Annotated in this window: 18 protein-coding genes and 7 tRNA genes; 20 read left to right on the top strand and 5 right to left on the bottom strand. The window is 52.4% G+C overall.

Annotated features, from left to right (window positions below; translation table 11 throughout):
* Window positions 1-15 precede the first annotated feature (15 nt).
* Genes tcuA through OGY68_RS07855 form a run of 3 tightly spaced genes read left to right on the top strand, consistent with a single transcriptional unit; the run spans window position 16 to window position 3894 of the window.
* The gene (gene tcuA / locus OGY68_RS07865; protein ID WP_057067715.1) at window positions 16-1419 is read left to right on the top strand and encodes an FAD-dependent tricarballylate dehydrogenase TcuA; all 1404 of its coding nucleotides are present in this window, start codon (window positions 16-18) and stop codon (window positions 1417-1419) included.
* Window positions 1406-2545: a tricarballylate utilization 4Fe-4S protein TcuB gene (tcuB, locus tag OGY68_RS07860; RefSeq protein ID WP_057067714.1), complete on the top strand. Its 1140-nt coding sequence runs from the start codon at window positions 1406-1408 to the stop codon at window positions 2543-2545. Before tcuA ends, tcuB begins: the two co-directional genes overlap by 14 nt.
* A gap of 53 nt (window positions 2546-2598) precedes the next feature.
* The gene (locus tag OGY68_RS07855) at window positions 2599-3894 is read left to right on the top strand and encodes an MFS transporter (RefSeq protein ID WP_057067713.1); all 1296 of its coding nucleotides are present in this window, start codon (window positions 2599-2601) and stop codon (window positions 3892-3894) included.
* A 50-nt stretch (window positions 3895-3944) separates the two neighbouring features.
* Here OGY68_RS07855 and OGY68_RS07850 read toward each other — a convergent pair whose 3' ends face one another.
* From OGY68_RS07850 to nagE, 4 genes are all read right to left on the bottom strand, one after another.
* Window positions 3945-4277 carry a ChiQ/YbfN family lipoprotein gene (locus OGY68_RS07850; RefSeq protein WP_008784106.1) on the bottom strand — a complete coding sequence of 111 codons (333 nt, stop codon included), beginning with the start codon at window positions 4275-4277 and terminating at the stop codon, window positions 3945-3947.
* A 49-nt stretch (window positions 4278-4326) separates the two neighbouring features.
* Window positions 4327-5733 carry a chitoporin ChiP gene (chiP, locus tag OGY68_RS07845; RefSeq protein ID WP_008784105.1) on the bottom strand — a complete coding sequence of 469 codons (1407 nt, stop codon included), beginning with the start codon at window positions 5731-5733 and terminating at the stop codon, window positions 4327-4329.
* 436 nt (window positions 5734-6169) lie between these two features.
* Window positions 6170-7837, bottom strand: coding sequence for a glutamine--tRNA ligase (glnS, locus tag OGY68_RS07840; RefSeq protein ID WP_048226099.1), 1668 nt, complete (start codon window positions 7835-7837; stop codon window positions 6170-6172).
* A 187-nt stretch (window positions 7838-8024) separates the two neighbouring features.
* Window positions 8025-9974, bottom strand: a complete 1950-nt coding sequence (gene nagE / locus OGY68_RS07835) for a PTS N-acetyl glucosamine transporter subunit IIABC (RefSeq protein ID WP_048235881.1) — start codon at window positions 9972-9974, stop codon at window positions 8025-8027.
* Window positions 9975-10316: 342 nt separating this feature from the next.
* On the opposite strand from nagE, the gene nagB reads away from it, so the two are divergent.
* The 12 genes from nagB (at window position 10317) to OGY68_RS07775 (ending at window position 17321) form a co-directional block, all read left to right on the top strand.
* Window positions 10317-11117 (top strand): glucosamine-6-phosphate deaminase, encoded by an 801-nt coding sequence (nagB, locus tag OGY68_RS07830; protein WP_003022803.1) that lies wholly within the window; start codon window positions 10317-10319, stop codon window positions 11115-11117.
* 61 nt (window positions 11118-11178) lie between these two features.
* Window positions 11179-12327, top strand: a complete 1149-nt coding sequence (gene nagA, locus OGY68_RS07825) for an N-acetylglucosamine-6-phosphate deacetylase (RefSeq protein ID WP_003831339.1) — start codon at window positions 11179-11181, stop codon at window positions 12325-12327.
* 8 nt (window positions 12328-12335) lie between these two features.
* Entirely contained in the window at window positions 12336-13556 is a 1221-nt protein-coding gene (gene nagC / locus OGY68_RS07820; RefSeq protein WP_057067711.1) for a DNA-binding transcriptional regulator NagC, read from the top strand.
* A 166-nt stretch (window positions 13557-13722) separates the two neighbouring features.
* Window positions 13723-14475: a ribonucleotide monophosphatase NagD gene (gene nagD, locus OGY68_RS07815; RefSeq protein ID WP_003022792.1), complete on the top strand. Its 753-nt coding sequence runs from the start codon at window positions 13723-13725 to the stop codon at window positions 14473-14475.
* A 251-nt stretch (window positions 14476-14726) separates the two neighbouring features.
* Window positions 14727-16391 (top strand): asparagine synthase B, encoded by a 1665-nt coding sequence (gene asnB / locus OGY68_RS07810; RefSeq protein ID WP_057067710.1) that lies wholly within the window; start codon window positions 14727-14729, stop codon window positions 16389-16391.
* A 223-nt stretch (window positions 16392-16614) separates the two neighbouring features.
* A tRNA-Met gene (locus OGY68_RS07805) sits at window positions 16615-16691 on the top strand.
* Between the two features lie 8 nt (window positions 16692-16699).
* Window positions 16700-16784: transfer RNA gene (locus OGY68_RS07800), tRNA-Leu, on the top strand.
* Window positions 16785-16807: 23 nt separating this feature from the next.
* Window positions 16808-16882: transfer RNA gene (locus OGY68_RS07795), tRNA-Gln, on the top strand.
* A 37-nt stretch (window positions 16883-16919) separates the two neighbouring features.
* A tRNA-Gln gene (locus OGY68_RS07790) sits at window positions 16920-16994 on the top strand.
* A gap of 21 nt (window positions 16995-17015) precedes the next feature.
* Window positions 17016-17092, top strand: a tRNA-Met gene (locus OGY68_RS07785).
* Between the two features lie 43 nt (window positions 17093-17135).
* A tRNA-Gln gene (locus OGY68_RS07780) sits at window positions 17136-17210 on the top strand.
* Window positions 17211-17246: 36 nt separating this feature from the next.
* Window positions 17247-17321: transfer RNA gene (locus tag OGY68_RS07775), tRNA-Gln, on the top strand.
* Window positions 17322-17425: 104 nt separating this feature from the next.
* Here the strand turns inward: OGY68_RS07775 and ubiF are convergent.
* On the bottom strand, window positions 17426-18601 hold the full coding sequence (gene ubiF, locus OGY68_RS07770) for a 3-demethoxyubiquinol 3-hydroxylase (RefSeq protein WP_003831329.1): 1176 nt from the start codon (window positions 18599-18601) through the stop codon (window positions 17426-17428).
* Window positions 18602-18746: 145 nt separating this feature from the next.
* On the opposite strand from ubiF, the gene miaB reads away from it, so the two are divergent.
* The 5 genes from miaB (at window position 18747) to lnt (ending at window position 24500) form a co-directional block, all read left to right on the top strand.
* Window positions 18747-20177 carry a tRNA (N6-isopentenyl adenosine(37)-C2)-methylthiotransferase MiaB gene (gene miaB / locus OGY68_RS07765; RefSeq protein ID WP_003831327.1) on the top strand — a complete coding sequence of 477 codons (1431 nt, stop codon included), beginning with the start codon at window positions 18747-18749 and terminating at the stop codon, window positions 20175-20177.
* Window positions 20178-20383: 206 nt separating this feature from the next.
* Entirely contained in the window at window positions 20384-21430 is a 1047-nt protein-coding gene (locus OGY68_RS07760) for a PhoH family protein (RefSeq protein WP_003022776.1), read from the top strand.
* Entirely contained in the window at window positions 21427-21900 is a 474-nt protein-coding gene (gene ybeY / locus OGY68_RS07755; protein ID WP_048214688.1) for an rRNA maturation RNase YbeY, read from the top strand. The genes OGY68_RS07760 and ybeY overlap by 4 nt, the downstream gene beginning before the upstream one ends.
* 158 nt (window positions 21901-22058) lie before the next feature.
* Window positions 22059-22937, top strand: a complete 879-nt coding sequence (gene corC / locus OGY68_RS07750; RefSeq protein ID WP_003022770.1) for a CNNM family magnesium/cobalt transport protein CorC — start codon at window positions 22059-22061, stop codon at window positions 22935-22937.
* 24 nt (window positions 22938-22961) lie between these two features.
* The gene (gene lnt, locus OGY68_RS07745; RefSeq protein WP_286616930.1) at window positions 22962-24500 is read left to right on the top strand and encodes an apolipoprotein N-acyltransferase; all 1539 of its coding nucleotides are present in this window, start codon (window positions 22962-22964) and stop codon (window positions 24498-24500) included.
* The last annotated feature ends 126 nt before the right edge of the window (window positions 24501-24626 follow it).

Raw genomic sequence — 24626 nt, 5'->3', positions numbered from 1 at the left:
GTAATGGAGTATACGATGGTTGATGTTCTGGTGATTGGTGGTGGCAATGCCGCGTTATGCGCTGCCTTGTCCGCCCGGGAGCAAGGAGCTTCGGTACTTCTGCTCGAAGCGGCTCCCCGGGAATGGCGAGGGGGAAACTCCCAACACACGCGTAATCTGCGCTGTATGCATGATGCGCCGCAGGATGTGCTGGTGGAAAGCTATCCGGAAGAGGAGTTCTGGCAGGATCTGCGCCGCGTCACGGAAGGAAATACCAACGAAGCCCTGGCGCGTCTGGTGATCCGTACCTCTTCCCAATGCCGCGACTGGATGCGCCAGCACGGCGTTAACTTTCAGCCTCCTCTCTCTGGCGCTTTGCACGTGGCGCGGACCAACGCCTTTTTTATGGGGGGCGGAAAAGCCCTGGTGAATGCCTATTACCGCAGCGCAGAAAAGCTGGGCGTACAAATCCGCTACAACACACCGGTACAGACGCTTGAACTGCACAATGGCGAGTTCGTGGCGGCGCTGTCAGGCAACGAGCGTATCACAGCGAAATCCTGCGTACTTGCCGCTGGCGGATTCGAATCTAACCGGGAGTGGCTGCGAGAAGCCTGGGGAGAGAACGAGCACGGCGAGTGGCCTGCGGATAACTTTCTGATTCGCGGCACGCGTTTTAATCAGGGCGTACTGCTCAAATTTATGATGGATGCTGGCGCAGACATTATCGGCGATCCCTCCCAGTCACACTGTGTGGCAATTGATGCCAGAGCGCCATTATATGACGGCGGGATTTGCACCCGCGTGGACTGCGTTTCGCTCGGTATTGTGGTGAACCGGGACGCTGAGCGTTTTTATGATGAAGGCGAAGATTTCTGGCCGAAACGCTACGCCATCTGGGGACGTCTGGTCGCTCAACAGCCAGGACAGATTGGCTACTCCATCATCGACAGTAAAGCTATCGGACACTTCATGCCTCCGGTCTTTCCTGGCACGCAGGCCAATACGCTGGCTGAACTGGCCTTTCAGTTAGGACTGGATGCCGAACGCTTTACCCACACCGTGACAGAGTACAACAACGCCTGCCAGCCAGGTCAGTTCGACCATACCGTTCTGGATAACTGCGCCACTAAAGATTTGCTACCCGAGAAAACGCATTGGGCGCGACCGCTGGATCAACCGCCTTACTACGGCTACGCCCTGCGGCCAGGAATCACCTTCACTTATCTTGGGTTAAAAGTAAACGAACGCGCCGCTGTGCATTTTGCAGGGCTTCCAAGCCGTAACCTGTTCGTCGCCGGAGAGATGATGGCGGGTAACGTGCTGGGCAAGGGTTACACCGCAGGCGTGGGGATGTCGATCGGCACGACCTTTGGCCGCATTGCCGGAAAAGAAGCCGCGCTGGCTGCACGTAAGGAGACACGTCATGAAGCAGCTTGAGAAACTGATCATCGAAGCGCAAATTATCACCGAACCGGAAGCTGAAGTTGAACGCGTGATGCAGGTGTGTAACGCCTGCCGCTATTGTGAAGGCTTTTGCGCCGTGTTCCCGGCCATGACGCAGCGTCTGGAATTCGGTAAAGCGGATATCAATTATCTGGCAAACTTGTGCCATAACTGCGGCGCTTGCCTGCACGCGTGTCAGTATGCCCCGCCTCATGAATTTGCCATCAACGTGCCGAAAGCGATGGCGGAAGTCCGGCTCGAAACCTATCAGCATTACGCGCAACCCGCCGCCTTTGGCACGCTTTATCGTCGCGCAGGCGTAACCGTGACGCTGGCGCTGGTTTTCGGTCTGATCCTGTTTTTACTCCTCGCTATAGGTTTGAAAGGTTCATTATTCCATCCTCCACTGGCCGGGGATTTCTATCAAATTTTCCCGCATAACCTGCTGGCCTGGATGTTTGGTTCGGTGTTTATTCTGGCGATCGGTTTGCTGATGGCGGGCGTGATCCGCTTCTGGCACGAGATCTCTCCGGGTATGCCGCGTTCCGCCGAGATCGCTGAAGCCTCACACGATGCGCTGACGCTGAAATATCTCGATGGTGGCCACGGCAAAGGTTGTAACGAAGCGGATGATGCCTTCACCCTGATGCGCCGCCGTTTCCACCACTTTACCTTCTACGGTTTTATGCTCTGCTTTGCCGCCACCGTGGTGGCAACAGGCTATCACTACTTTGCAGGCATAGAAGCGCCCTACCCGTTCTTCAGCGTTCCGGTCATGCTGGGCACGTTGGGTGGCATTGGCCTGGTTGTCGGCCCGGCTGGCTTGCTATGGCTTAATCTTAAGCGCTCACCGCTACATGGCGACGCACGGCAAAAACCGATGGATCGCGGTTTTATTTTGCTGCTGCTGCTGACCAGTCTGACCGGTCTGGCGCTGCTGGCGGGAAGGGACACTTCATGGATGGCTATTTTACTGGCCATTCATCTCGGTGTGGTCATGGCGCTTTTTCTGACCATTCCTTACGGAAAATTTGCCCACGGATTTTACCGCTGCGCAGCCTTACTCAAGTGGGCGATTGAGAAACGGCGCGGCAAACAGGCGGGAGTCTCAGGCGACTAACCCGCACACTCTTACCTCTATAAATATTATGATAAGACAGTGGAGCAAACCCAATGACACAACAACCATCGCGCACCGGAACTTTCGGCGCAATACTGCGGGTAACCAGCGGTAATTTTCTCGAACAGTTCGACTTTTTTCTGTTCGGGTTTTACGCCACCTATATCGCAAAGACTTTCTTCCCCGCGGAGAGTGAGTTTGCCGCGCTCATGTTGACCTTTGCGGTTTTCGGTTCGGGTTTTTTAATGCGGCCCGTTGGCGCAATAGTGCTGGGTGCTTATATCGACAGAATTGGCCGCCGCAAAGGACTGATGGTGACGCTGGCGATCATGGGCTGCGGGACCCTGCTGATTGCCCTGGTTCCCGGTTATCAAAGTATTGGTCTGCTGGCTCCTGTGCTGGTATTAGTCGGCCGATTATTGCAGGGCTTCTCTGCGGGCGTAGAGTTGGGCGGCGTTTCGGTTTATCTTTCTGAAATCGCCACGCCTGGCAATAAAGGTTTCTACACCAGCTGGCAGTCTGCCAGCCAACAGGTTGCCATTGTGGTGGCAGCGCTGATTGGCTACGGCCTGAATGCCACGCTGGGGCACGATGAAATCTCTGAATGGGGCTGGCGCATTCCGTTCTTTATTGGTTGTATGATTATTCCGTTGATCTTCGTCCTGCGCCGCTCGCTTCAGGAAACGGACGCATTTTTACAACGTACACACCGTCCCGACACCAGGGAAATTTTCACCACTATCATCAAAAACTGGCGTCTGATCTCAGCGGGTACACTGCTGGTGGCGATGACCACTACGACGTTCTATTTCATTACCGTCTACACCCCGACCTACGGCAGGGCTGTACTCCACCTGAGCGCGCGCGACAGCCTGGTCGTCACCATGCTGGTCGGTATTTCTAACTTTATCTGGCTGCCGATTGGCGGAGCGATTTCTGACCGAATTGGTCGTCGTCCGGTGTTGATGGGGATTACCCTACTCGCACTGCTCACCACCTGGCCGGTCATGCACTGGCTCACCGCCGCGCCAGATTTTATGCGCATGACGTTGGTCCTGCTTTGGTTCTCGTTCTTTTTTGGTATGTACAATGGGGCAATGGTCGCGGCACTCACCGAGGTGATGCCTGTCTATGTTCGTACGGTGGGTTTTTCACTGGCCTTCAGTCTGGCTACGGCGATTTTTGGCGGTCTGACACCCGTCATATCCACGGCGCTGGTCCAGCTAACCGGAGATAAAAGCTCGCCGGGATGGTGGCTGATGTGCGCGGCACTTTGCGGACTCGCCGCCACGGCAATGTTGTTTGTCCGCCTGAGTCGTCATTATCAACCGGCCGAACAGAAACTCTGACATGCAAACGGGCGGAGAATTCTCCGCCCGTTGTATTTTCATTTTTCGATTTACTGCGCAGTATTCTTACTGCGTATTTCCTGCCAGACCTTGTCACAATCAGCATTGACGGACTGACCGTTACCCGTGCGCGTGGCCTGGATACACTGCTGATAATCCAGCACGCGTACGCTTTCTTCATTGGCAAACTGTTGGTGCTGTTTTTCTTTCTTCAGCACATTCAACACGCTTTGGCAGGCTTCAATTTTCTCCGGCGATCCCTGCGCGGTATTAATACACGCGCTGTAGGCTTCTTTCAGACGGCTGTCCTCTTTCGGCGCAGGAGATTGCGCACACGCCACCAGCCCTGATGCCATAACGGCGATGAGTATCAGTTTTTTCATAGCACTTTCCTCAACGATGCGGCAGGCACCCGGCCTGCCGCTGTTGGCATTAGAAGATGGTGAACGGAGCAATAACGATGAACTTCACGTCGCGCTCATCCTGGAACATGTTGCCGTAGCCACCGCCCCAGCTCGGAATGTCTGAATGGTTGTCGTACTGAGTGAAGTGCAGCTTAAACATGGTGCCCTTCGCACGACCTTCCTGCAGGGTGTAGACCGCATCCAGGCTGTAAGAAGATTCTTCGATAGTCCGGTTTTTGTCGTAGTACGCATCCGGGTTGAGCTGCCAGGTTGATGGCTTAGCATCCCATGCGTAAACGTAGGACGCGCCTACCGCCCAGCCCGGCAGATTCCAGTTCTTCAGGTCATACATTGCGCCGAAGAAGACTGCCTTTTCACCGTTGGCGTTGAAGTCAGAACGGTTATCCCACCAGACATCCAGACGACCGTTTGAAGAGGCGTAGGTTGGGGTCATACGCTGCAGGAAGTAACCCTGCTGGCCGTCCGCTTTAACCCAGGTCCCTTCCAGACGAAGGTCAACGACTTCTGCCACTTTGTAGCCAAAGGTCAACGCCTGCAACCAGGCAGTGCCATCATAAATATCGTTCACGGTACGATCATCAACCTTGTCGCGTGCACCGTAGAACTGGTAGCTGGTGGTAAATGGGTTACCGCCTAAATCGAATTTGTAGCTGGCTTTTGCGAAGTACTGATCGACATAACCTTCAGACTGACCAAATGCCGCTTCCAGCAAGAGGTTATTCTTGAAGTCATATTTCGCGCCAATTGAGTGCAGGTAATCAACGCTGGTCTTTTTATCAGCCTGATAGAATTTATCGACTTCGGTGTGCCACGGTGCTTTATATTCGTTAGCCCACATATAGGAGAAACTCAGTGCGCCAGCATCACCGTAATCGAAATTGGCACCGGCTTCAGCACCCTGATAGGTACCTGGCATAAAGCTCCAGTGCGGTGCCAGCAGAGTCTGCCCGGTTGGTTGAATGTAACCGGCGCGCGCCCAGGTTGGGCCGTATTTAAATTTAGCTGCTGCTTTATAAAGGCTAATCCCGCTCTTATCGCCGGAGTAATCCTCATCATAGCCTTTATTTTTGGAAGAAAATGCGATTTCGTTTGGATGGCCGCTTTCGCTACTTTCGTTCATTTCAATAGCGGTAAATGCCGCGATATCAATACCAAACATATCGGCCGCGTAACCGGACTGGAAGTCGAGGTTAGCGTTCCAGGTGGAGTGAGAAAGGTTGGTTTTATATTTGTCATGATCGGTCACATCTTTACGGTCACGCTCACGCTGCCAGTAATAGATGCCACCTGTTAAGGTTGAGTCATCAATAAATCCTTCGGCGTGTACCTGCGGAGCGACAACAAAACCCGACATTGCTGTGATACCGGCGATAGCCAGCGCCAGCGTACTACGTTTGCCACTAAACGTACGCATATGTTAATCCTCTTTGACGTATAAAATGCTGCCGACAAAAGCGGACAGCGAAAAAACAAAAAATAAAAAAGTAGCGCTAAGAAAACCTCAGTGACTACAATGAATAGACTATTTTTCGCGACGCGAATTATCAATCTCTTTCTGTAACGAGTATGTAATAGTATGAGCAACCGCACATATTTGATTGCTTTCTGTTACATTTTCATCGGAAGATAAAAAAGCGTTGAAAAAATGAAAAAATCGCTTGTTTTCCATGGAGATGAAATCGGTTTCAGCCCATTTCATATTGAGGTAAGTTATTTAAACGTAAAAACATTCGCCCAGCCCATTATTACGGACATGTAATTAATTCGCTCCGCAAACGGAGCCTGGAACACGTTTTTTTTGCGAAAAAAAACGCCGCATGAAGCGGCGTTTAGAGAGGATGTGTTGCGGCTTATTCGCCCGCTTTAGCCCACGTGTCACGTAGACCAACGGTACGGTTAAACACCAGCTTGTCAGCCGTTGCATAACGACTGTCCAGGCAGAAGTAACCTTCACGCTCAAACTGGAACGCTTTACCTGCAACCGCTGCCTTCAGCGACGGCTCACCGTAACCCTGCTTAATGACCAGCGATTCCGGGTTAATAACGGACAGGAAGTCTTCCGCCGCGCCTGGATTTGGCACGCTAAACAGACGATCATACAAGCGGATTTCAATCGGCAGCGCATGGGACGCGCTCACCCAGTGAATAACGCCTTTGACTTTACGGCCATCGGCCGGATCTTTGCTCAGGGTGTCAGCATCGTAGGTGCAGAAAATGGTGGTGATATTTCCTTCCGCATCTTTCTCAACACGTTCGGCTTTGATCACATAAGCATTACGCAGGCGTACTTCTTTGCCCATCACCAGACGCTTGTACTGCTTGTTCGCTTCTTCACGGAAGTCTGCGCGATCGATCCAAATTTCACCGCTAAATGGCACTTCGCGGCTGCCCATTTCCGGTTTGTTCGGATGGTTAGGCATGGTGACCAATTCGCTTTCGCCCTGCGGATAGTTTTCGATAACCAGTTTAACCGGATCGATAACCGCCATCGCGCGCGGGGCGTTTTCGTTCAGATCTTCGCGGATACAGGATTCCAGAGAAGCGATCTCAATGGTGTTGTCTTGCTTGGTCACGCCAATGCGTTTGCAGAACTCACGGATCGCGGCAGCGGTGTAACCGCGACGACGCAGGCCAGAAATCGTCGGCATACGCGGATCGTCCCAGCCTTCAACGTGCTTGTCGGTCACCAGCAGGTTCAGCTTGCGCTTGGACATCACGGTATATTCCAGATTCAGGCGCGAGAATTCGTACTGACGCGGATGAACCGGAATGGTGATGTTGTCCAGAACCCAGTCGTACAGACGACGGTTATCCTGGAACTCCAGCGTACACAGGGAATGCGTAATGCCTTCCAGCGCATCGCTGATGCAGTGGGTAAAGTCGTACATCGGGTAGATGCACCACTTGTTGCCGGTCTGGTGGTGTTCGGCGAACTTAATACGGTACAGCACCGGATCGCGCATCACGATAAACGGCGACGCCATGTCGATTTTCGCACGCAGGCAGGCTTTACCTTCTTCAAAACCACCGGCACGCATTTTTTCGAACAGCGCCAGGTTCTCTTCGACGCTACGATCGCGGTACGGGCTATTTTTGCCAGGCTGAGTCAGCGTGCCGCGGTATTCACGGATTTCATCCGCTGACAGTTCGTCAACGTACGCCAGGCCTTTATTAATAAGCTCTACCGCATAGGCGTGAAGCTGATCGAAGTAATCCGAAGAGTAGCGAATGTCGCCAGTCCAGTGGAAACCTAACCATTCAACGTCGTTTTTAATCGACTCAACGTACTCGATATCTTCTTTAACCGGGTTCGTATCATCAAAACGCAGGTTGCACTGGCCCTGGTAATCTTGCGCAATGCCAAAGTTCAGACAAATGGATTTCGCGTGGCCAATGTGCAGATAGCCATTTGGCTCCGGCGGAAAACGGGTATGGATAGTGGTGTGCTTACCACTGGCCAGATCTTCATCGATGATCTGACGAATAAAGTTACTCGGGCGGGCTTCAGCCTCACTCATCGTGGATTCCTCAAAGCGTAAACAACGTATAACGGAGTATGATCTTATAAGCGACGTCAGGAGACAACTATTAGTTGCACAAAAAAGGTGTTTCAACAGGATATATGAGGGCATTTGCTGCAAAAAAAAGCGGCGGAGGAATATCCTCCGCCGCTTAAGGCACTTAACTCACTTTACTCAGGAGCAGTTATTTACCTTTAATCTCATACAGTGGTGTTTGACCGGCAACCACATGACCTTCGGCTTTAATAACCAGAGCGCCGAAATCATCGCTGTTGCTGCACACAACCGGGCTTATCATGGAACGTGCGTTAGCGTTCAGGAACTCCAGATCCATTTCCAGAATCGGTTGGCCTGCCGTAACTTCCGCACCTTCTTCAACCAGACGCTTAAAGCCTTTGCCTTCCAGCGCGACGGTGTCGATGCCCATATGGACCACGATTTCCGCGCCTTTAACAGTTTCCAGGCAGAACGCATGGTTAGTGTTGAAGATTTTCACGATAGTGCCCGCAGCCGGAGCAACCACGATTTTATCCGTTGGTTTCACTGCCACGCCGTCGCCTACTGCTTTGCTGGCGAAGGCTTCATCAGGAACCTGTTCCAGCGCAACTACGTCACCAGTAATCGGAGAAACCAGCGCTTCAACGGTGACTGCATTCGCTACAGCCTGCGGTTTTGCTACTGGGGCCGCTGCTGCTGGCGCACTTTCACCAGATGCTGCTGCCACCGGGCCACGCGCGACAACTTTCTTCATTTCGTCGCCGATGGATTCGGCTTTCGCACCCACGATGACCTGGATAGTTTGCTTGTTCAGCTTAACTACCCCAGATGCGCCTAAACGCTTACACATCGCATCGTTTACGCGACCGGAGTCGGCAACGGTCAGACGCAGACGAGTGATACAGGCATCAATCGCTTTCAGGTTATCAGTACCACCAACCGCTGCAATGTAGTTGGTTGCAAGTTGAGCCAAACCTTCTTCAGTGTTGCTGTTGGCTTCTTCAGTAACGATATCGTCTTCTTTATCTTCGCGGCCCGGCGTTTTCAGGTTAAACATACGAATAACCGCGCTGAACAGCACAAAGTAGATAACGAAGAACACCAGCCCCATCACCACCAGCATCCAGACGTTCTTACTTGCTGCTGGCAGGTTGTACATCAACACGTAGTCGATAGCACCTGCGGAGAAGGAGAAGCCTGCGTGGATCCCCAGCAGTGTTGCAACGAACAGGCTGATACCCGTTAACAGTGCGTGCAGGAGGTACAGCAGTGGAGCCAGGAACATGAACAGGAATTCAAGCGGCTCGGTAACACCGGTCAGGAACGCGGTGATCGCAACGGACAGCAGCATACCGCCAACCATCGGACGACGTGCTTTCGGAGCCGCGAAGTACATCGCCAGCGCCGCACCCGGCAGACCAAACATCATGATTGGGAAGAAGCCAGACATGAACATACCCGCAGTGCCGTCACCCGCGTAGAAGCGGTTGATGTCACCGTGGAATACGGTACCTGCAGCGTTAGTAAATTCGCCAATCTGGAACCAGGCGATGGTGTTCAGCACCTGATGCAGACCGGTTGGGATCAGCAGACGGTTGATGAAACCAAAGATACCGGAACCCAGCGCGCCAGCGCCCACGATCCACTCACCACCCGCATGGATGGCGTTCTGTACCGGCGGCCATACGTAACCGAAGATAGCAGCCAGCACCAGACAGAAGAAGCCAGTGGCGATCGGCACAAAGCGTTTGCCGCCAAAGAAGCTCAGGAAGTCAGGCAGTTTGATACCAGACCAGCGGTTATACACGGCACCGCCGACCAGACCGGTGATGATACCAGCCAGCACGCCCATATTGATTGCAGGGTTAATGGTAACCATTGCTTTGGTCAATATGAAATAACCGACCGCACCTGCCAGCGCTGCTGCACCTGCGCTGTCTTTTGACCAGCTGGAAGCAACACCGATCGCAAAAATTAACGCGAGGTTATCAAAGATGGCCCCACCCGCTTGCGCGATGAAGGGTACGTTAAGTAAATCTGGTTGGCCGAATCGCAGCAGCAGTGCCGCGACTGGCAGCACAGCGATGGGGAGCTGTAACGCCCTACCCAGCCGCTGGAAAAAACCTAAAATATTCATTTTATTCCCCCTACGAGACCCCGATTAGGCTTCTTTGAAGCCATATTTTTATTGTGCGACCATTCCTGACAGCAAGATTCTGGAACAACGATATTAACCATTCATCTACATTCAGAGTGTGTGAAAAATTAATTCGTATCGCAAATTAAACGCGTGTTTTTTGTGATTCCAGTCACCAAATATCGTTATTAACCCTCCCTTTCACTGGCTAACTACGAAAACTTATTTTATCATTCAAAAAATCGAAACGGATTGATCCTTACCGATGCAAAACCAGGTTACGCTTATTACTGCACAGAGACTCAATCCGCCAACTGCTTACTTTTACTTTTGAGGTGAAGAATGAGACTGATCCCCCTGAATACCGCTGAACAAGTCGGCAAATGGGCTGCTCGCCATATCGTTAACCGTATTAACGCGTTCAAACCAACGGCAGATCGTCCGTTCGTTCTGGGCCTGCCGACTGGCGGTACTCCGCTGACAGCTTATAAAGCATTGGTTGAAATGCACAAAGCGGGCCAGGTGAGCTTCAAGCATGTTGTTACGTTCAACATGGACGAATATGTTGGCCTGCCGAAAGAGCATCCGGAAAGCTACCACAGCTTTATGCACCGCAATTTCTTTGATCACGTTGATATTCCAGCAGAAAACATCAACCTCCTCAATGGTAACGCGCCGGATATTGATGCAGAATGCCGTCAGTATGAAGAAAAAATCCGTTCTTACGGTAAAATCCACCTGTTTATGGGCGGTGTAGGCAACGATGGTCACATCGCGTTCAACGAGCCCGCTTCCTCTTTGGCTTCCCGTACCCGCATCAAAACGCTGACTCACGACACACGTGTTGCTAACTCACGCTTCTTTGACGGCGACGTAAGCCAGGTGCCTAAATATGCGCTGACCGTTGGCGTGGGCACCCTGCTGGATGCTGAAGAAGTGATGATCCTGGTTCTGGGCCACCAGAAAGCACAGGCGCTGCAAGCCGCCGTTGAAGGCAACGTTAACCACATGTGGACCATCAGCTGCCTGCAGTTGCATCCAAAAGCCGTTGTGGTCTGCGATGAGCCTTCCACCATGGAACTGAAAGTGAAGACGCTGAAATACTTCAACGAGTTAGAAGCGGAAAATATTAAAGGTCTGTAATTGATGTCTCCGCCCTGTCGATAAGTTGCAGGGCGGCATTTTTTTGAAATCGGGGGTCGGAATGTATGCTTTAACCCAGGGCCGGATCTTTACCGGTCACGAAATTCTTGATGACCATGCGATTGTTGTCGCCAATGGCCTGATCGACAGCGTTTGCCCACTGGCTGAATTACCGTCAGGGATTGAACAGCGCTCACTGAATGGGGCCATTGTTTCCCCCGGTTTTATTGATGTACAGCTGAACGGCTGCGGTGGCGTGCAGTTTAACGATACGGCAGAAGCCGTAACCGTTGAAACGCTGGAAATCATGCAAAAAGCCAATGAAAAATCTGGCTGCACCAACTATTTGCCAACGCTTATCACCACCAGCGATGACCTGATGAAACAAGGTGTTCGCGTGATGCGTGAATACCTGGCGAAACACCCGAATCAGGCATTAGGACTTCATCTTGAAGGCCCGTGGCTGAATCTTGTTAAAAAAGGCACCCATAATCCGGGATTTGTCCGTCAGCCGGACGCTGCACTGGTTGATTTCCTGTGCGATAATGCGGATGTGATCACCAAAGTCACACTGGCACCAGAAATGGTCCCGGTAGAGGTCATCACCAAATTGGTGAATGCGGGTATCGTGGTTTCTGCGGGTCATTCCAATGCAACGGTAAAAGAAGCAAAAATCGGATTCCGTGCAGGTATTACCTTTGCAACGCATCTGTTCAACGCGATGCCGTACATTACCGGCCGCGAACCCGGTCTGGCGGGCGCTATTTTGGATGAAGCCGATATCTACTGCGGTATCATCGCCGATGGCCTGCACGTTGACTACGTTAACATTCGTAATGCTAAGCGCCTGAAAGGCGACAAGCTGTGCCTGGTTACTGACGCGACCGCGCCAGCAGGTGCAAACATTGAACAGTTCATTTTCGCTGGTAAAACAATATACTACCGCAATGGACTGTGTGTTGATGAGAACGGCACGTTGAGCGGTTCATCATTAACCATGATTGAAGGCGTACGCAATCTGGTCGAGCATGCAAATATCGCCCTCGACGAAGTCTTACGCATGGCAACGCTCTACCCTGCTCGCGCCATCGGCGTCGACAAACAACTCGGCAGCATCGCGCCAGGCAAAGTAGCCAACCTGACTGCGTTCACGCACGACTTTAAAATTATCAAGACCATCGTTAATGGCAACGAGGTCGTTACTGAGTAAGAGAAAGAATGACACCAGGCGGACAAGCTCAAATAGGTAATGTTGATCTCGTAAAACAGCTTAACAGCGCGGCAGTTTATCGCCTGATTGACCAGCATGGGCCAATCTCGCGAATTCAAATTGCCGAGCAAAGCCAGCTTGCCCCCGCCAGCGTAACCAAAATTACGCGTCAGTTGATCGAACGCGGGCTGATCAAAGAAGTCGATCAGCAGGCCTCCACCGGGGGCCGCCGCGCTATCTCTATCGTCACAGAAACCCGCAATTTCCACGCCATTGGCGTGCGACTGGGTCGCCACGACACAACGCTCACGCTCTATGATATGAGCAGTAAAGTTGTCGCCGAAGAGCATTACCCCCTCCCGGAGCGCACCCAGGAAACGCTGGAATATGCGCTGCTCAACACCATTGCCATCTTTATTGAGAGCTGCCAGCGGAAAATCCGTGAGCTGATCGCAATTTCTGTCATCCTGCCAGGCCTTGTCGATCCTGAAAGCGGCGTCATCCGCTATATGCCACACATTCAGGTCGAAAACTGGGGACTGGTCGAAGCGCTCGAAAAACGCTTCAAAGTCACCTGCTTTGTTGGTCATGATATTCGCAGCCTTGCGCTGGCTGAGCACTATTTCGGGGCAAGCCAGGATTGCGAAGACTCCATTTTGGTGCGAGTGCACCGCGGAACCGGCGCGGGTATCATCTCCAACGGCCGAATTTTCATCGGTCGCAATGGCAACGTCGGCGAGATTGGTCATATTCAGGTAGAGCCGCTGGGTGAGCGCTGTCACTGCGGTAATTTCGGCTGCCTGGAAACCATTGCCGCCAATGCTTCTATTGAACATCGCGTGCAGAACTTACTGAAGCAGGGTTATCCAAGTCGACTCACGCTGGATGATTGCAGCATCAAAGCCATCTGTAAGGCAGCAAATAAAGGCGATAATCTGGCATCAGAAGTCATTGAGCACGTTGGTCGCCATCTGGGTAAAACTATCGCCATTGCCATTAACCTGTTTAACCCGCAAAAAATCGTCATTGCGGGCGAAATTACCGAGGCGGATAAGGTGCTGCTGCCTGCAATAGAAAGCTGTATCAACACGCAGGCGTTGAAGGCGTTTCGCCATAATTTACCGGTGGTTCGGTCCACGCTGGATCACCGCTCCGCCATTGGCGCCTTTGCGCTGGTGAAGCGCGCAATGCTCAACGGGACATTGCTGCAACGTTTGCTGGAAAGCTAATACACGTCATCCTTCGAGCTGCCTCTGCGTTAGCTGCATCTGCTCACCCCGGTCACTTACTTCAGTAAGCTCCAGGGGTTCGCAGACTTGCCGCCTTGATGCAACTCGAATGATGTAGTGTATTTTGTGTATAGTAATGCCTTCTTTTTTTAATGTCGGATTGTCCATGGCCATTAAGAATGTAATTTGTGATATCGACGGCGTGCTGATGCACGACAATGTTGCCGTACCAGGTGCGGCAGAATTTCTGACTGGGATCCTGGAAAAAGGCCTGCCGTTAGTCCTGCTGACTAACTACCCTTCGCAGACCGGGCAAGATCTGGCAAACCGCTTCGCCACCGCGGGTGTGAATGTCCCTGATAGCGTCTTTTATACTTCCGCGATGGCTACCGCTGATTTTCTTCGTCGCCAGGAAGGGAAAAAGGCCTACGTGGTGGGTGAAGGCGCGTTAATTCACGAACTGTATAAAGCTGGATTTACCATTACCGACGTGAACCCCGATTTTGTGATTGTTGGCGAGACACGTTCCTATAACTGGGACATGATGCATAAAGCAGCCTATTTTGTCGCCAACGGCGCGCGTTTTATCGCCACTAACCCGGATACCCACGGTCGCGGCTTTTATCCCGCCTGTGGAGCACTCTGTGCCGGTATTGAGAAGATCTCAGGTCGTAAACCGTTTTATGTCGGCAAACCCAGCCCGTGGATTATTCGCGCGGCTCTCAACAAAATGCAGGCGCACTCGGAAGAAACCGTTATCGTTGGTGACAACCTGCGTACCGATATTCTGGCAGGTTTTCAGGCGGGTCTGGAAACTATCCTGGTACTGTCTGGCGTATCCAAGCTTGATGATATTGACAACATGCCGTTCAGACCAAGCTGGATTTACCCGTCCGTTGCTGAAATAGACGTCATTTAATCTCTTTAGCCGGATAACAACATCTGCAAGTTATCCGGCCTGAAAAATACATCCATTCAATAAAATCACCACTTCACTGTTGATTCATCAATAATAGCGTTCATTACATAATCTTTTTTCATCAATCAGCAATGACCATTGCGTTTTTTATTTTCTGACCCGTAATTCGCTTGCGCCCTCTCCAGCTTTGCGGCATTTTCTTTATCAAGCAAACATAAAAAGCATCACGCAACAGGTTAACGGAGAAGGTTATGTGTTCTATTTTTGGCGTATTCGATATTAAAACTGACGCAGTTGAACTGCGTAAAAAAGCCCTGGAACTGTCTCGTCTGATGCGCCACCGCGGCCCGGACTGGTCAGGTATTTACGCCTGTGATAACGCCATTCTGGCGCACGAACGTCTGTCCATCGTCGACGTCAATGCCGGTGCTCAGCCGCTGTACAACGTGAAGAAGACACATATCCTGGCGGTTAACGGTGAAATTTATAACCACCAGACACTGCGTGCTGAATACCGCGATCGCTACCAGTTCCAGACCGGTTCCGACTGCGAAGTTATCCTCGCGCTGTATCAGGAAAAAGGACCCGCGTTCCTCGATGACCTGCAAGGCATGTTCGCTTTTGCCCTGTACGACAGCGAGCAGGACGCCTACCTGATCGGTCGTGATCATATCGGGATCATCCCGCTGTATATGGGTTACGACGAGCACGGTAACTTCTACGTTGCGTCTGAAATGAAAGCGCTGGTTCCCGTCTGCCGCACAATCAAAGAATTCCCAGCCGGTAGCTATTTGTGGAGTAAAGACGGTGAAATTCGTCAGTACTACCAGCGCGACTGGTTTGAATACGATGCCGTCAAAGACAACGTTACCGATAAAAACGAGCTGCGCCAGGCGCTGGAAGATGCGGTGAAAAGTCACCTGATGTCAGATGTTCCTTATGGAGTTCTGTTGTCCGGCGGTCTGGATTCATCCGTCATTTCCGCGATAACTAAAAAATACGCGGCACGCCGTGTTGAAGATCAGGAACGTAGCGAAGCCTGGTGGCCACAGCTGCACTCCTTCGCCGTCGGCCTGGAAGGCGCTCCGGATCTGAAAGCTGCGCAAGAGGTGGCGAACCATCTGGGGACCGTGCACCATGAGATCCACTTCACCGTGCAGGAAGGTCTGGATGCGATCCGCGACGTGATTTACCACATCGAAACTTACGATGTCACGACGATTCGCGCCTCGACGCCAATGTACTTAATGTCGCGTAAAATTAAAGCGATGGGCATTAAAATGGTGTTGTCGGGTGAAGGTTCGGACGAGGTGTTTGGCGGCTATCTCTATTTCCACAAAGCGCCAGATGCAAAAGAACTGCACGAAGAAACCGTGCGCAAGCTGCAAGCGCTGCATATGTTCGACTGCGCCCGTGCCAACAAAGCCATGTCGGCCTGGGGTGTAGAAGCTCGCGTGCCCTTCCTGGATAAGAAATTCCTTGATGTGGCGATGCGCATCAACCCGCAGGACAAAATGTGCGGCAACGGCAAAATGGAAAAACACGTTCTGCGCGAATGTTTTGAGTCCTACCTGCCGGCAAGCGTCGCATGGCGTCAGAAAGAGCAGTTCTCTGACGGTGTCGGTTACAGCTGGATTGACACGCTGAAAGAGGTGGCTGCAGAACAAGTTTCAGACCAACAACTGGAAACCGCCAGCTTCCGTTTCCCGTACAACACGCCATCGTCAAAAGAAGCGTATTTGTACCGTGAGATTTTCGAAGAGTTGTTCCCGGTAGCAAGCGCTGCCGAATGCGTGCCGGGCGGGCCGTCGGTTGCCTGTTCTTCTGCCAAGGCGATCGAATGGGATGAGGCGTTTAAAACCATGAACGATCCATCTGGCCGTGCCGTTGGCGTACACCAGTCCGCTTATAAATAAGTTAATCCTTAGATAAGAGCCCTGCGGGGCTCTTTTTTTATGTTTGTTTTCTGTGCAAAAAAACAATTAATAACTAATAATTGCCGAATATTGCGTCATGCTGTTCGCAACCTAACCAAACAGTCACATTCCAGCTATTTTCAATGAAAAAGGGGTTGACGCTTCAAGGCTCAATACGCATAATGCGCCCCGCAACGCCGATAAGGTTACGCGAAAAAAAGATGGCTACGTAGCTCAGCTGGTTAGAGCACATCACTCATAATGATGGGGTCACAGGTTCGAATCCCGTCGTAGCCACCATCTTTTTTGCGGGAGTGGCGAAATTGGTAGACGCACCAGATTTAGGTTCTGGCGCCGCAAGGTGTGCGAGTTCAAGTCTCGCCTCCCGCACCATTCACCCGTAAGCGTTGCACGGATGGGGTATCGCCAAGCGGTAAGGCACCGGTTTTTGATACCGGCATTCCCTGGTTCGAATCCAGGTACCCCAGCCATTTTTTCTTCGATATAGCGGTTCACCGCAACGGTCATTGGGGTATCGCCAAGCGGTAAGGCACCGGTTTTTGATACCGGCATTCCCTGGTTCGAATCCAGGTACCCCAGCCATCGAAGAAAATGTTAGTATTTGGCTACGTAGCTCAGCTGGTTAGAGCACATCACTCATAATGATGGGGTCACAGGTTCGAATCCCGTCGTAGCCACCATATTAAGGACGTATCGACTCGTTCGGTAAATCCAAAAAATTGTTGGGGTATCGCCAAGCGGTAAGGCTCTGGTTTCTGATACCAGCATTCCGAGGTTCGAATCCTCGTACCCCAGCCAATTTCAAAAAGTCGTCCACTCTGTGGGTGCACCCGTTGGGGTATCGCCAAGCGGTAAGGCTCTGGTTTCTGATACCAGCATTCCGAGGTTCGAATCCTCGTACCCCAGCCATATTAAAAAAGCTCGCTTCGGCGAGCTTTTTGCTTTTCTGCATTTATCGCCTGATGGCGCTCCGCTTATCAGGCCTACGTATTTTCCCCGTAGGCCTGCCTGAATTACAACCCTAACGCATACTTCAGTGCCTGACGTTTCAGTACGCCAGCGCGCTCTGCGGCCATGAGCCCGAGATTACGCATGATGCGCAGCGGCTGCAGGTTATTGCTGAATCCGGCATAGAACAGATCCATACCGCTTTGCATGATGAAATTGTCAGTCATACGGCGATTCTGATAGCGCTTGAGCACCGGCTGACTGGCCCAGGATTCACCGTAGCTGCGCGCGTTCACCAGCACATCAATCAACGCATCGACATCACGAAAGCCCAGATTAACGCCCTGCCCCGCCAGCGGATGAATGGTATGCGCGGCATCACCTACCAGCGCCAGCCCCGGTTGCACATATTGCAGCGCATGACGACGCGTAAGCGGGAACGCCCCCGCAGCCACTGGCATCACCTTACCGAGTCGCGATGGAAAATGTTTAGCAATCTCCGTCTGCAATTGCGGCATATTCAGCGCTTGCAATTGGCGGATGCGAGCCGGTGAGTCGTACCACACCAACGAGGCCCAGTTATCAAACAGCGGTAAAAACGCGCGCGGGCCGTCAGGCGTAAATTGCTGCCAGGTGCTGTCTCCCGGTGAATTTTCGCATTGCACGGTTATCAACATACAGGACTGCGCGTACTGCCAGGCATGGATACCAATCCCGGCCATTTTTCGCACCTGAGAGTTGGCACCATCGGCGCCGATGACCAGCTTCGCGCTGATGGTTTCGCCGCCTGCCAACTCAAGCTCATGTCGATCGTTATGTTGATGCAAAGAAATCAGGGACGCCGGTACGCGCAGCGTGACTTTAGGGTGAGCTTCCAGCGCCTGCCAGAGCGCCTGTTGCAGGACCGTGTTTTCCACCATATAGCCCAACAGAGGCAGCTTAAGCTCGGCGGCATCAAACATCACATGGGCATTTTCCCACTCCCACGTTTCCAGTCGACGATAAGGATGGCTGCGCATCCCCTGCACCGTATCCCAGACGCCCAGCCCTTTTAGCAACGACACCGATGCGGAACTTATGGCAGAAATTCTGACATCAGGCTGTCCGTCAGCCACAAACGGCGCGGGAACGGCATGCTCAATGACCGTTACCGTAAATCCATGCTGCGCCAGTCCAAGCGCCAGCGCGCCGCCGACCATCCCCCCGCCGACAATGGCAATTTCCGTTGGTTGATTTGTCATGGTCAATTATCCAGTTACATGTATTGTGTAAGTTTACAGGATTTTTTACCCCTTGAGGCTGACATCCGTCATACTGGTCACAACCGCGCCAAAGCAGTACACTATGCGCCCTGCATTTCAGCCACAATTTCGCAAGAGCAAGTCGATGACCAAAAAACTCCATATTAAAACCTGGGGCTGTCAGATGAACGAATACGATTCATCGAAGATGGCCGATCTGCTGGATGCCACTCATGGGTATCAACTGACTGACGTGGCGGAAGAAGCGGATGTGCTGCTGCTGAATACCTGCTCAATCCGTGAGAAGGCTCAGGAAAAAGTGTTCCATCAACTGGGCCGCTGGAAACTGTTAAAAGAGAAAAACCCCAAGCTCATCATTGGGGTCGGTGGCTGTGTTGCGTCTCAGGAAGGCGATCATATTCGCCAGCGCGCGCATTACGTCGATATTATTTTTGGGCCGCAAACGCTGCACCGCCTGCCGGAAATGATCAACAAAGTGCGTGGAAGCACGACCCGTAGCCCGGTGGTTGATATCAGTTTCCCGGAGATCGAAAAGTTCGACCGACTGCCGGAACCGCGTGCTGAAGGTCCAAGCGCGTTTGTGTCCATCATGGAAGGTTGTAATAAATATTGTACTTACTGCGTGGTGCCCTACACCCGCGGTGAGGAAGTCAGCCGTCCGGCGGATGATATTCTGTTTGAAATCGCCCAGCTTGCAGCCCAAGGCGTGCGTGAAGTAAACCTGCTGGGGCAAAACGTGAACGCATGGCGTGGTGAGAACTACGACGGCACGATCGGATCTTTTGCCGATCTGTTACGTCTGGTCGCAGCGATCGACGGCATTGATCGTATCCGCTTCACCACCAGCCATCCGATCGAATTCACCGATGATATCGTTGAAGTTTATCGCGATACGCCAGAGCTGGTGAGCTTCCTGCATCTGCCGGTACAGAGCGGTTCAGACCGCGTACTGAACCTGATGGGGCGCACCCATACCGCGCTGGAATACAAAGCGATCATCCGCAAACTGCGCGCTGCGCGTCCGGATATCCAGATTAGCTCCGACTTCATCGTTGGCTTCCCGGGTGAAACCACGCAGGATTTCGAGCAGACCATGAAGCTGATTGCTGACGTCAATTTTGACATGAGCTACAGCTTTATTTTCTCTGCGCGTCCTGGCACCCCTGCCGCCGATATGGTTGACGACGTACCGGAAGAAGAGAAGAAACAGCGTCTGTACATTCTACAGGAGCGTATCAACCAGCAAGCTATGGCCTGGAGCCGCCGTATGGTCGGCACGACCCAGCGCATTCTGGTTGAAGGCACATCGCGTAAGAGCATCATGGAACTGTCAGGCCGTACCGAAAATAACCGTGTGGTGAACTTTGAAGGCAACCCGGACATGGTCGGTAAGTTCGTAGACGTAGAAATTACCGATGTCTGGACTAACTCCCTGCGCGGTAAAGTGGTGCGTACCGAGGACGAAATGGGTCTGCGTATCGCAGAATCCCCTGAATCGGTCATTGCGCGTACCCGCAAAGAAAACGATCTGGGCGTCGGTATTTATCAGCCTTAATCCTGCTGAAAAACGTAAAAAAGGCCCGATACCGCTACACTTATCGGGCCTACAATCCTGGGCTCGCTGTCCCGGCGGGTCTTGTAATCTGCCCTATCATCCCCATATTTGCTGCAATGCTTGCGCCTTTCCCCCATGGCGTGAATAATTTCCTTAGATGCCGGTAAATGTTCAGCGTCCGGCGAGACATGCATAAGAGGAACAGTTTGAACATAGACACTCGCGAAATCACCCTTGAACCCGCAGACAACGCCCGCCTGTTGAGCCTTTGCGGCCCATTTGATGACAACATCAAACAGCTGGAACGTCGCCTCGGCATCGAAATTAACCGCCGTGATAACCACTTTAAACTGACCGGTCGTCCAATTTGCGTCACCGCTGCGGCAGATATTTTACGTAGCCTGTACGTCGATACCGCCCCAATGCGCGGTCAGACGCAGGACATCGAGCCTGAACAAATTCATCTGGCGATCAAAGAAGCGCGTGTGCTTGAGCAAAGCGCAGACAGCGTGCCTGAATTTGGCAAAGCGGTGAACATCAAAACCAAGCGTGGAGTAATTAAGCCGCGCACGCCGAACCAGGCACAGTACATTGCGAATATCCTCGACCACGACATTACATTTGGCGTTGGCCCTGCGGGTACGGGTAAAACGTATCTCGCGGTTGCCGCTGCGGTTGATGCGCTTGAGCGTCAGGAGATCCGTCGCATTCTGCTGACCCGTCCGGCAGTGGAAGCGGGCGAAAAACTGGGATTCCTGCCAGGAGATCTCAGCCAGAAAGTCGATCCGTATTTACGACCGCTGTATGACGCGCTTTTCGAAATGCTTGGCTTTGAAAAGGTTGAAAAGCTGATTGAGCGTAACGTCATTGAAGTTGCGCCCCTGGCCTACATGCGCGGTCGTACGTTGAACGATGCGTTCATCATTCTTGATGAAAGCCAGAACACCACCATCGAACAGATGAAAATGTTCCTGACCCGTATCGGCTTTAACTCCAAAGCGGTCATCACTGGCGATATTACCCAGATTGACCTGCCGCGTAGCACCAAATCCGGTTTGCGTCATGCCATTGAAGTGTTGGCTGAAGTCGACGAAATTAGTTTTAATTTCTTCCATAGCGAAGACGTGGTGCGCCACCCGGTGGTTGCCCGTATCGTCACGGCGTATGAAGCCTGGGAAGAAGCAGAACAGAAACGCAAAGCCGAGCAGGCTGCAGAACGCAAGCGCGAAGCTCAGGAGCAGGAACAAAAATGAGTCAGGTTATCCTCGATTTACAGCTGGCATGTGAAGACGAATCCGGTCTGCCAACAGAAAGTCAGTTTCAGGGCTGGCTGGATGCGGTGATCCCGCAGTTTCAGGAAGAGTCTGAAGTAACGATTCGTCTGGTCGATGACGCGGAAAGCCACGACCTGAACCTGACCTATCGCGGGAAAGATAAATCCACCAACGTGCTCTCTTTCCCGTTTGAGGCTCCTCCGGGCATTGAGATGCCGCTGCTGGGCGATTTGATCATCTGCCGTCAGGTGGTTGAGAAAGAAGCGCAGGAGCAAGGCAAACCGCTTGAGGCCCACTGGGCGCACATGGTGGTGCACGGTAGCCTGCATTTACTCGGCTACGACCATATTGAAGACGATGAAGCGGAAGAGATGGAATCCCTCGAAACAGAGATTATGCTTGCTCTGGGCTATGAGGATCCGTACATTGCCGAGAAGATTGCAGAATAGTAGCTTGCCGGATGGCGGCGCTTGCGCCTAATCCGGCCTACATTCATGCCTTTCGTAGGCCTGATAAGCGTAGCGCCATCAGGCAAAACATGCCGTCAACAGCTGAGTAAACGCATGACGCGCTTTGTATTAACTGACATGAGAACCCATACGACGCCATGAGCGACGACAATTCACACAGTAGTGACACCTTAAACAGCAAAAAGGGATTTTTTTCCCTGTTACTGAGCCAACTTTTCCACGGTGAACCGAAAAACCGCGACGAACTGTTGGAGCTGATCCGTGATTCCGGGCAAAACGACCTTATCGATGAAGATACGCGCGATATGCTCGAAGGGGTAATGGATATTGCGGACCAGCGTGTTCGCGACATCATGATCCCTCGCTCCCAGATGATTACCCTGAAACGCAACCAAACTCTGGACGAATGCCTCGATGTCATTATCGAGTCTGCCCACTCGCGTTTCCCGGTAATTAGCGAAGACAAGGATCACATTGAAGGGATTCTGATGGCCAAAGATCTGCTGCCGTTTATGCGTAGCGATGCCGAAGCCTTCAGCATGGAGAAAGTGTTACGCCAGGCGGTTGTCGTCCCTGAAAGCAAGCGGGTTGACCGCATGCTGAAAGAGTTCCGCTCCCAGCGTTATCATATGGCTATCGTCATCGACGAGTTTGGCGGTGTCTCAGGTCTGGTGACCATTGAGGACATCCTTGAACTGATTGTCGGTGAAATTGAAGATGAGTACGACGAAGAAGACGATATTGATTTCCGTCAGCTCAGTCGCCACACCTGGACTATTCGTGCGCTGGCGCCGATTGAAGACTTCAATGAAGCTTTCGGCACGCATTTCAGCGATGAAGAAGTGGATACCATTGGCGGGTTGGTCATGCAGGCCTTCGGTCATCTGCCCGCGCGTGGAGAGACCATCGACATTGATGGTTACCAGTTCAAAGTGGCAATGGCCGACAGCCGTCGTATTATTCAGGTTCATGTCAGAATTCCGGACGACTCACCCCAGCCAAAACTGGACGAATAAACCCGAAACTGGATCTAAGACTACATGGCATTTGCCCCTTTAATTGAACGCCAGCGCATTCGCCTGCTGCTGGCGTTATTATTCGGTGCCTGCGGGACACTGGCTTTCTCACCGTATGACATCTGGCTCGCTGCGATTGTTTCGCTGATGGGCCTGCAGGCTCTCACCTTCAACCGCCGTCCGCTCCAGTCTGCCGCTATCGGCTATTTCTGGGGACTGGGACTGTTTGGCTCAGGCATCAACTGGGTTTACGTCAGTATCGCGCAGTTTGGCGGTATGCCGGGCCCTGTTAACGTCTTCCTCGTGGTTCTGCTTGCTGCTTACCTTTCCCTCTACACTGGCCTGTTTGCCGGCGTTTTGGCGCGTCTGTGGCCGAAAACTACCTGGATACGCGTAGCGATTGCCGCGCCGGTAGTCTGGCAAATCACTGAATTTCTACGCGGCTGGGTACTGACCGGTTTCCCGTGGCTGCAGTTCGGCTACAGCCAGATCGACGGTCCGTTAAAAGGGCTGGCGCCGGTAATGGGCGTTGAGGCGATAAACTTCCTGCTGATGATGGTTAGCGGCCTGCTGGCACTTGCACTGGTAACGCGTAACTGGAAGCCGCTGGCTACCGCCGTGGTGCTTTTCGCTCTGCCCTTCCCGCTACGTTATATTCAGTGGTACACGCTGGAGCCGGAAAAAACCACCCAGGTCTCGATGGTGCAGGGTGACATCCCGCAGTCGCTCAAATGGGATGAAGGCCAGTTACTCAACACCCTGAAGATTTATCTCGACGCCACCCAGCCTGAGATGGGCAAATCACAGCTCATCATCTGGCCAGAATCCGCTATTCCGGACCTGGAAATTAACCAGCAGCGTTTTCTGAGTATGATGGATGACCTGCTGAAATCGAAAAATAGCACGCTGATTACCGGTATTGTAGACGCACGTCTGAACAAGCAGAATCGTTACGACACCTACAACACCATCATCACACTGGGTAAAGACAGCCCATACAGCTACGACTCCAGCAACCGCTATAACAAAAACCATCTGGTACCGTTTGGCGAGTTTGTCCCGCTGGAATCTATCCTACGCCCGCTAGCGCCATTCTTTGACCTGCCAATGTCTTCGTTCAGCCGCGGTCCTTATGTACAGCCACAGTTGCATGCACACGGCTTTAAGCTGACCGCTGCCATCTGCTACGAAATCATTCTTGGCGAACAGGTACGGGATAACTTCCGCCCGGATACGGACTACCTGCTGACTATCTCCAACGATGCATGGTTTGGTAAATCTATTGGCCCGTGGCAGCACTTCCAGATGGCGCGTATGCGTTCCCTGGAGCTGGCGCGACCTCTGCTGCGTAGCACCAACAACGGTATTACGGCGGTGATTGGTCCACAGGGCGAAGTTCAGGCGATGATCCCACAGTTTACCCGTCAGGTGCTGACCACCAGTGTGACGCCAACGACGGGCTTAACCCCTTATGCCCGTACCGGAAACTGGCCGCTCTGGCTGCTAACCGCGCTGTTTGGCTTTGGCGCAGTGGTAATGAGTCTGCGCCAACGTCGTAAGTAAAACAGCGCCCCATCAAATGCAGGCCGGATAAGGCGGTACGCCGCCATCCGGCAGTTGTGCAGCATAGTGCCTGATGGCGCTACGCTTATCAGGCCTACTTCCCCCCTCCAAAAGACCATTCTGGCA

Source organism: Citrobacter sp. Cpo065, assembly GCF_030332805.1.
GTDB classification, from domain to species: Bacteria; Pseudomonadota; Gammaproteobacteria; order Enterobacterales; family Enterobacteriaceae; genus Citrobacter; species Citrobacter portucalensis.
Note: the sequence above shows the minus strand (reverse complement) of the source record. Positions and strands in the feature narration are given on the sequence as shown.

Bases quoted from the DNA above. Each gene is read 5' to 3' on its own strand.
- tcuA (WP_057067715.1), top strand. From the start codon at position 16: ATGGTTGATGTTCTGGTGATTGGTGGTGGCAATGCCGCGTTATGCGCT.
- tcuB (WP_057067714.1), top strand. From the start codon at position 1,406: ATGAAGCAGCTTGAGAAACTGATCATCGAAGCGCAAATTATCACCGAA.
- OGY68_RS07855 (WP_057067713.1), top strand. From the start codon at position 2,599: ATGACACAACAACCATCGCGCACCGGAACTTTCGGCGCAATACTGCGG.
- OGY68_RS07850 (WP_008784106.1), bottom strand. From the start codon at position 4,277: ATGAAAAAACTGATACTCATCGCCGTTATGGCATCAGGGCTGGTGGCG.
- chiP (WP_008784105.1), bottom strand. From the start codon at position 5,733: ATGCGTACGTTTAGTGGCAAACGTAGTACGCTGGCGCTGGCTATCGCC.
- glnS (WP_048226099.1), bottom strand. From the start codon at position 7,837: ATGAGTGAGGCTGAAGCCCGCCCGAGTAACTTTATTCGTCAGATCATC.
- nagE (WP_048235881.1), bottom strand. From the start codon at position 9,974: ATGAATATTTTAGGTTTTTTCCAGCGGCTGGGTAGGGCGTTACAGCTC.
- nagB (WP_003022803.1), top strand. From the start codon at position 10,317: ATGAGACTGATCCCCCTGAATACCGCTGAACAAGTCGGCAAATGGGCT.
- nagA (WP_003831339.1), top strand. From the start codon at position 11,179: ATGTATGCTTTAACCCAGGGCCGGATCTTTACCGGTCACGAAATTCTT.
- nagC (WP_057067711.1), top strand. From the start codon at position 12,336: ATGACACCAGGCGGACAAGCTCAAATAGGTAATGTTGATCTCGTAAAA.
- nagD (WP_003022792.1), top strand. From the start codon at position 13,723: ATGGCCATTAAGAATGTAATTTGTGATATCGACGGCGTGCTGATGCAC.
- asnB (WP_057067710.1), top strand. From the start codon at position 14,727: ATGTGTTCTATTTTTGGCGTATTCGATATTAAAACTGACGCAGTTGAA.
- ubiF (WP_003831329.1), bottom strand. From the start codon at position 18,601: ATGACAAATCAACCAACGGAAATTGCCATTGTCGGCGGGGGGATGGTC.
- miaB (WP_003831327.1), top strand. From the start codon at position 18,747: ATGACCAAAAAACTCCATATTAAAACCTGGGGCTGTCAGATGAACGAA.
- ybeY (WP_048214688.1), top strand. From the start codon at position 21,427: ATGAGTCAGGTTATCCTCGATTTACAGCTGGCATGTGAAGACGAATCC.
- corC (WP_003022770.1), top strand. From the start codon at position 22,059: ATGAGCGACGACAATTCACACAGTAGTGACACCTTAAACAGCAAAAAG.
- lnt (WP_286616930.1), top strand. From the start codon at position 22,962: ATGGCATTTGCCCCTTTAATTGAACGCCAGCGCATTCGCCTGCTGCTG.